This window comes from Dyadobacter sp. SG02 (genome assembly GCF_900109045.1).
Classification (GTDB): Bacteria; Bacteroidota; Bacteroidia; order Cytophagales; family Spirosomataceae; genus Dyadobacter.
Genome location: NZ_FNYL01000021.1, coordinates 117,860 through 124,232 on the forward strand (window position 1 = coordinate 117,860; position 6,373 = coordinate 124,232).

The 6,373-nt window shown below is 50.5% G+C and carries 7 protein-coding genes; 4 read left to right on the top strand and 3 right to left on the bottom strand.

All coding sequences use genetic code 11. The annotated features are described in order from the left end of the window. Positions 1-44: 44 nt before the first annotated feature. Positions 45-800 carry a LytTR family DNA-binding domain-containing protein gene (locus BMW93_RS33470; protein WP_090386905.1) on the top strand — a complete coding sequence of 252 codons (756 nt, stop codon included), beginning with the start codon at positions 45-47 and terminating at the stop codon, positions 798-800. Positions 801-804: 4 nt separating this feature from the next. On the opposite strand, the gene BMW93_RS33475 is transcribed toward BMW93_RS33470, so the two are convergent. The 3 genes from BMW93_RS33475 to BMW93_RS33485 form a co-directional block, all read right to left on the bottom strand. Then, positions 805-1,191: a DUF3037 domain-containing protein gene (locus BMW93_RS33475; RefSeq protein ID WP_090386907.1), complete on the bottom strand. Its 387-nt coding sequence runs from the start codon at positions 1,189-1,191 to the stop codon at positions 805-807. Continuing rightward, a complete protein-coding gene (locus BMW93_RS33480) occupies positions 1,181-1,966 on the bottom strand; it encodes a HipA family kinase (RefSeq protein ID WP_090386909.1) in 786 nt (261 codons plus the stop codon). The genes BMW93_RS33475 and BMW93_RS33480 overlap by 11 nt, the downstream gene beginning before the upstream one ends. Positions 1,967-2,059: 93 nt before the next feature. Continuing rightward, positions 2,060-3,325: a hypothetical protein gene (locus BMW93_RS33485; protein WP_090386912.1), complete on the bottom strand. Its 1,266-nt coding sequence runs from the start codon at positions 3,323-3,325 to the stop codon at positions 2,060-2,062. A gap of 138 nt (positions 3,326-3,463) precedes the next feature. Here BMW93_RS33485 and BMW93_RS33490 point away from each other — a divergent pair, with 138 nt between their 5' ends. The 3 genes from BMW93_RS33490 to BMW93_RS33500 form a co-directional block, all read left to right on the top strand. Further along, a complete protein-coding gene (locus BMW93_RS33490; RefSeq protein ID WP_090386914.1) occupies positions 3,464-4,480 on the top strand; it encodes a hypothetical protein in 1,017 nt (338 codons plus the stop codon). Positions 4,481-4,510: 30 nt separating this feature from the next. Continuing rightward, positions 4,511-5,644 carry a family 16 glycoside hydrolase gene (locus BMW93_RS33495; protein WP_090386916.1) on the top strand — a complete coding sequence of 378 codons (1,134 nt, stop codon included), beginning with the start codon at positions 4,511-4,513 and terminating at the stop codon, positions 5,642-5,644. 180 nt (positions 5,645-5,824) lie between these two features. Next, positions 5,825-6,373, top strand: a 549-nt coding sequence (locus BMW93_RS33500) for a transposase (RefSeq protein WP_143061774.1), incomplete at its 3' end; no start/stop codon positions are given.

Here is a 6,373-nt window from a genome sequence, read left to right on the forward strand (position 1 = left end):
CATTACAAACACACCCATTTTACACTATAAACATCCCCGAAGTTATGCTTAAAACACTGATCATCGATGACGAACAGAAAGCACGCAATGTTCTGAATCATTACCTCACCAACTCGGTTTCGCAGGAAGTCGATGTCCGGCATGCGGAATCGGTTGAAGAAGCCCTCAAAGTGCTGGAAGACTTCGAGCCCGAAATCGTTTTCCTGGACGTGGAAATGCCGCACCAGAATGGGTTCGAGTTTTTGCTCGCCCGTAAAAACCCGCCTTACGACATCGTATTTACAACTGCGTTCAATCAGTACGCGATTCAGGCTATCCGGTTCAGTGCGTTGGATTATCTGCTGAAACCAGTCGATCCGGAAGAGCTGCAAACAGCCGTTGATCGCCATATCGAAAAGGTGAAGGGCAAACCGAAACAAGAAACGCAACAACTTTACGACAACCTGGTCCACAATATCGAGAAGAAAAATATCCGCGAGTTCCGGCTGGCGGTGCCTTCGAGCGAAGGTGTATTCTTTTTTACGCTCGATGAAATTCTCCGGTTGGAAGCTGACAAGAACTATACGTCCATTCACCTGGTCGGGAAGCGACCATTCCTGGCGAGCAAAACCTTGAAACACTTCGATGAGATGCTGGGCGAGTTCAATTTCATCCGCACACACAAATCACACCTTGTGAATCCGAAATACATTAAGCAGGTAACCCACAACAACCAGTTCTTACTATTGTCGGACGGTTCGCGGATCGAAATCTCACGCCGTAAAAAGGAACTTGTACAACAATATTTGAAACTGAAATGACAGCCTATTTCACCTGCTGCTCGAAAAGCCGGTTCAATGTCTCTCCGGGATCGGTACAAAAACCGGGATGGACTTTGGACGTCTGCAAAACAGTGCTTCGCGTAGCCGTGAGCCACCGAAAACGTGACGCGGCGGGCAATGCGGCGATAGGGCTTCCGCATTGCCGGTTACCTTCGCAAATTTGTCTGAATGCATCGAGATAACCTTCCACCTCGGCCGGATCTGTTCCCTGTGCAAAAGCGCCCAGACGATCCGGGCCGATTTCCGAAATACAGCCAAGAAAACCGCGCGAAGGGCAATACAGCACGACGCCGACGTTCATGAACTCCTCCCGCTCCACACGTGGCACAATGCGTAGAACCGCATATTCGTATAAAAATTTATCTGGCATCCCGGGCTCCTTTCACAAAGATTTCAGACGCTGACAGGCGGGCCTGCAAATAAGTAATGTAGGCCTGCCGGTGTTCATCGGCAGTTTCAAATGGGGAATCTATCAGGAGCCAGTCATCCGGGATGAGGGATACCGCTGCCGGGATAATGCTACCAGCCAACCGGACGCTGAATTCCTCATTTACCTCTTCAAGCATGGACGCACTTCGCAGTAGCACATGGTCCTTTATCTGCGCAAATGGCCTGCGCGCCTGCTCTTCCCAGTTTTGCCACGAATGGTGAAAATAAAGCGCCGCGCCGTGGTCGATCAACCACAGTTCCTTATGCCACATGAGCATATTGGTGTTGCGGGCGGTGCGGTCCACGTTGGTCAGGAAGGTATCCAGCCAGACGATCTCAGAAGCCAGCCGGGGTTCCACTTTGGTCACGACGGGGTCAAAAGTAATGGCGCCCGAAAGGTAATGCATGGCAAGATTAAGTCCGGTGCTGGCTTTAAGCAAATCCTGAATTTCCTCGTCAGGCTCGGTCCTGCCGAAGGCTTCATCGAGGTTAGCGAAAACGATCTCGGGCACTTTAAGTCCCAGGAAACGGGCCAACTCCCCTCCTATCAGCTCGGAAATCAATGCTTTGGTACCTTGCCCGGCTCCCCTGAATTTCAATACATAAAGAAAATCATCGTCGGCCTCGGCAATGGCCGGAAGCGAACCGCCTTCCCGAAGCGGGGTCAGGTAGCGTAGCACATTCACGGTTCTCAGGCTTAAAAGATCGTTGTCCACTGGAAACAGCTAAATCAGTTGAAAGCGCCGAAGTTAGTTAATTTGTATAAACTATCGTCGCTGTCTCATTAATGTAGCTTGCGGACTATGATTTTACAATGCCTCAAAAACCGGTTTACCTCCTGATTGCAGGCTAACATTTCGCAAGGAACCTGTGCCACGAAACCCAAATGCTACGCCCAGAATTTTGATCGGGCGATTGGGAACGGGAAACTCGAAAGCCTGGTGCCCATTGATCGCGTAACGGATCTTCCCGCCCGAAGACGCGCACGAGACGCGCACCCATTCTGAAAAATCAACGCCTAATGCCGATAAATCAGCTTTTTTACCTGAAACGTAATCATCCACGCTCATCAGATTAAGGTCGGAAACACATCCTTTCGCAGATAATGGGATGACTATCGGCATATCGTCGGTCATAAGGGAAATGTAGGTCAACTGGCAAGCGGCGGCCCCTTCACTGTATTCATGTTTGATTTCAGTCGAAAACGTAAAGTTGCTGAGCGATACCGGCTCGAAATTACCAACATTGAAATATTTGATTAATGGCGGCTCGGGTTGAAGAGCAATGTTTTTCTCTTCAATCGCCGAGGCACTGGTTCCAATGCCGTCTGCATGCAGAAACTCTTCCTTTTTCAGATAAACCGGCATTTTGGGTTGATCAATTAACCCCGACCAGCCGTCGGTCCCCACAACCAGTTTATGCTCCTGAACTACCTGATCGCCGATCAGCAATTTGGCCCGATAGCTACCGGGCTCATAATACACCGAAGTATGCTTATGCAGGTTTTTATCCACCAGCACCCTTTTAGTGGCATCCCAGGATTGCTGGATAAATACCGAATCCGTCGGCGAAGACGAGGCGTCGTAGGTAAATATGACTGAGTTAGGGATTCCACGTGTTACAGAACGGCTTTCGAAAGTATAAGCGCTCTTTTCCAGTTGCGGTTCTCCTTTATCGAATGCAAGCATACTCGCCAGAATGACGACCACCACGGCCGTAGCGATCCAGGCCAGCCGCTTCCAGCTCCGGGGCTTATGCGTGACGGCTACGGGAGGCACTTCCTCTGCACATTCCGCCACAGCAGGCTTGCTTTGCCTGACAAATGCACGCCAATCGTCCGAGCCTGCAAAACGTGCAAGCGTGTTCAGCGTGGTGCCGCTGGGCAAATGGTTATACTCGGTTCTCCCCCAAATGCGGCGGAGCGTGCTCGTGCTTAGCGATACGCCGGTTTCGTTGAGAATCAGCTCGCTCAGGTTTTCGAAATCGGCCGTTTGCCAGCCGTCTGCCGGGCCCCAGCCTAGTTTATCCTCGATGACAGCCTTACACCGCTGCAATTCATTTATTTCAGAAACCATTGTGAATGAGCGTGATAAAACTTGACAAAACTTGACCAGAACTTGAAAACCACTTTATCCACGGCCTTACTATGTTTGAACCAACAAAGGAAATAGCCGGCCGGCCCTGTACTCAAACGACCAACAAATATTTAAAAGATGCACAAATTAAGCTATTTATTGTCCATTATAGTACTGCTCGCCATCCATCAGTTACAAGCGCAAACAGTTCATGTAAATGCCACCACTGGCAACGACGCAGCTAGTGGTAAAGTCGAAACGCCGGTAGCGACGTTGCAGCGGGCCGTCGAGCTCGCCAAAACATTTAAACCGGGCGAAAGTGTGACGATCAAAGTCGCGCCCGGGCTCTATACGCTGCGTGACCAGGTCGTGATCGACAAGCGCAATACCGACGAGGCCTGGCTTACCATCGAAGCGGCAGCTATGCCCGACGATGCGGATTGGAAGCCCGCACAAATGCCGGTAATCCAGTCGGTGTCGGCGAATAATAACAAAACCCAGTTCCAGCATGCCGTCGGGTTTCTGGTAGCAGCCGACCACGTGCGTATCCGCGGGCTGAAATTTCTCGGTAACGGCAATCCGGAAGTACAGTACTACTACCCGGTGAGCCGCAAGGACTCGACGCTGACGGGCCTGGACATTTCACAATGCTATTTCATCGGCGAACGCAATTCCGCCCCTATCCAGGGCAGTATCTGGGCACACGGCTCTGGTATTCATGTCGATCATTGCATTTTTTATGGTACCAAGAATGCGCTGCTCCTTTTTATGGCCATCAGGGATTTTTCACTTAAAAACTCCGTGATAGTGGGCGCCTACGAGTCGGCGGTATGGTTCGGGACTTTTCATGAGCCATTTGTATTTGAAAACAATATTGTGGCCAACTCGGAATACCTGTGGCTCCGCGCCGACAAGACGCTTCCGAAATACCATTTCAAAAACTGCCTTTTTACAGATTTGAAACATGAAATGGGCCACTATGGGCAGAATGGCGCGGTGCCAGCCGAACAGAACGCGCATTCCGAAGAACGGGTCGCGCGCTCCGGTAAACTGCTGCTCAGCGAAGTCGCTACCAATGGCTTGCCCCGCGATTACCTTAACCCACTCCCCAATTCCGCCGGGAAAGAACTCAATGCCGGCATTTTTAAGAAATAACCTCACATTAACACATTTGAATCATTAGCCATGAAAAAATTCATTTTAGTCGCGCTCAGTTGCATCGCATTCACAGCATTCGGCCAGAAGAAACCCAAAACCGCGGAAAAGAATACCGACATATGGGTACCTCTCAAAAGCGAAAACTGGGATGCGCCGGGGGCCAATGCGGAATTTACTACGCACGACGGTCGTCCGGTATTGAAAGTCCTTCCCAAGCAAGGCCAGGTGATTTTGAAAAACACGACGTTTTCCAACGGCACCATCGAGTTCGACTACATTCCCACCGACCAGCGGTTTGCGTCCTTCTATTTCAGGTATAAGGATAGCAAGGAAACCGAGCTGTTCTACTTCCGCACGCACCGCGCAGGCGACTCGACGGGCATCGAGGCCGTCCAGTACACGCCCAATATCGATGGTGTGAACCTTTGGGACCTCCTGCCGCAATACCAGGGGAAGGCCTATTTCCAGAACAAAACCTGGAACCATGTCAAACTGATCGCGTCGGGCTACCAATTGCGGGTATTTGTGAACGATATGCAACGGCCTACGATGGAAGTTCCGCGGATGGAGGGCAATGTAACCGAGGGCACGCTCGCGTTTGAAGGTGAAGGGATCGTTTCGAACCTGGTGATCAAACCGGGCCTGACAGAGGGACTTCCCGCGTACGAGGGTACGGACCCGGTTGCGCACGACCCGCGCTATTTGCGGAAGTGGCAAGTCAGCGAACCAGCCATTTTGCCCAAAAATGTAGATTTCAGCCTGGATTACCTGCCCAAAACCGAAACACCCTGGGCGCCGATTTGGGCAGAAAGAAGAGGGATGATCAACCTTACCCGAAAGTTCGGTATGAGCAAGGAGCGCCGGATTGTTTGGTTGAAACTCAATATCAACTCTAAAATCGACCAGAAAAAGAAGATCGCGATGGGTTTCAGCGACGATGTGTGGGTGTTCCTGAACGGCCGTTACTTGTATGTCGACAAAAACACATTCGGTTCTCCCATTATGAAAGAACCGGCAGGGCGGTGCTCCGTTGAAAACACCTCATTTGTAATACCCTTCAAAGCAGGTAAAAACGAGCTGATGGTAGCATTGGCCAACGATTTCTACGGCTGGGCACTAATCGCGCGGCTGGAAGATTTGGATGGCATTACGGTGGAATGAAGGAAGGAGGAAAGAGGAAGGGCAGGTCAAAAGGAAAGGGACGTAGGTAAATAGTTATTTAATGTTACTTACTGGTCGGAGACCAGTTGTCGCTCGGGGCTGACCCAAAAGCAAAAAGCCCTTTTTCTACTATGTAGAGCGAGGGCTTTTTTGTATTTTTAATTACGACATTAGAAATACATGGGCAAGATAAAAAAATCTGTTGTTTTTAAGGAATATGACCCCGGGCAATTGCTATTGTTGCCCCCTTCACTGGAAGAGCTGATCCCACAGGCACATTTGGTCCGGGTTGTCAACCAGGTTGTCGAACGAATGGACATCAGCGAGCTGGTCAACCTTTACGAAGGTGGTGGCACCAGCGCCTACCATCCACGGATGCTGCTGAAAGTGTTGTTGTACGCATATTGCATGAAAATATACACGGGCAGGAAGATAGCCCGTGCGCTGGCGCAGGATATCCATTTTTTCTGGTTGAGTGGCATGTCCCGTCCCGACTTCCGGACGATCAACCGGTTCCGCAGCGGCAAGGCCAAAGAATCCATCCAGGTCCTGTTCAGCTCGATGCTGGTGTTTTTAATGGAACATGGCTATATCAAAATGGAAAACTACTTCTGTGACGGCAGCACTTTTTCGGCTGATGCGAACAAGCATAAGATGGTCTGGAAGAAAAATGCCCAGCGCTACAAAGCTTCGGCAGAACAAAAATGCAGACAGCTGCTCAAAGAGATC

What these genes read in the sequence shown, in the direction of transcription:
- BMW93_RS33495 (WP_090386916.1), top strand. Translation starts at nt 4,511, where the DNA reads ATGAAAAAATTCATTTTAGTCGCGCTCAGTTGCATCGCATTCACAGCA.
- BMW93_RS33475 (WP_090386907.1), bottom strand. Translation starts at nt 1,191, where the DNA reads ATGCCAGATAAATTTTTATACGAATATGCGGTTCTACGCATTGTGCCA.
- BMW93_RS33490 (WP_090386914.1), top strand. Translation starts at nt 3,464, where the DNA reads ATGCACAAATTAAGCTATTTATTGTCCATTATAGTACTGCTCGCCATC.
- BMW93_RS33470 (WP_090386905.1), top strand. Translation starts at nt 45, where the DNA reads ATGCTTAAAACACTGATCATCGATGACGAACAGAAAGCACGCAATGTT.
- BMW93_RS33485 (WP_090386912.1), bottom strand. Translation starts at nt 3,325, where the DNA reads ATGGTTTCTGAAATAAATGAATTGCAGCGGTGTAAGGCTGTCATCGAG.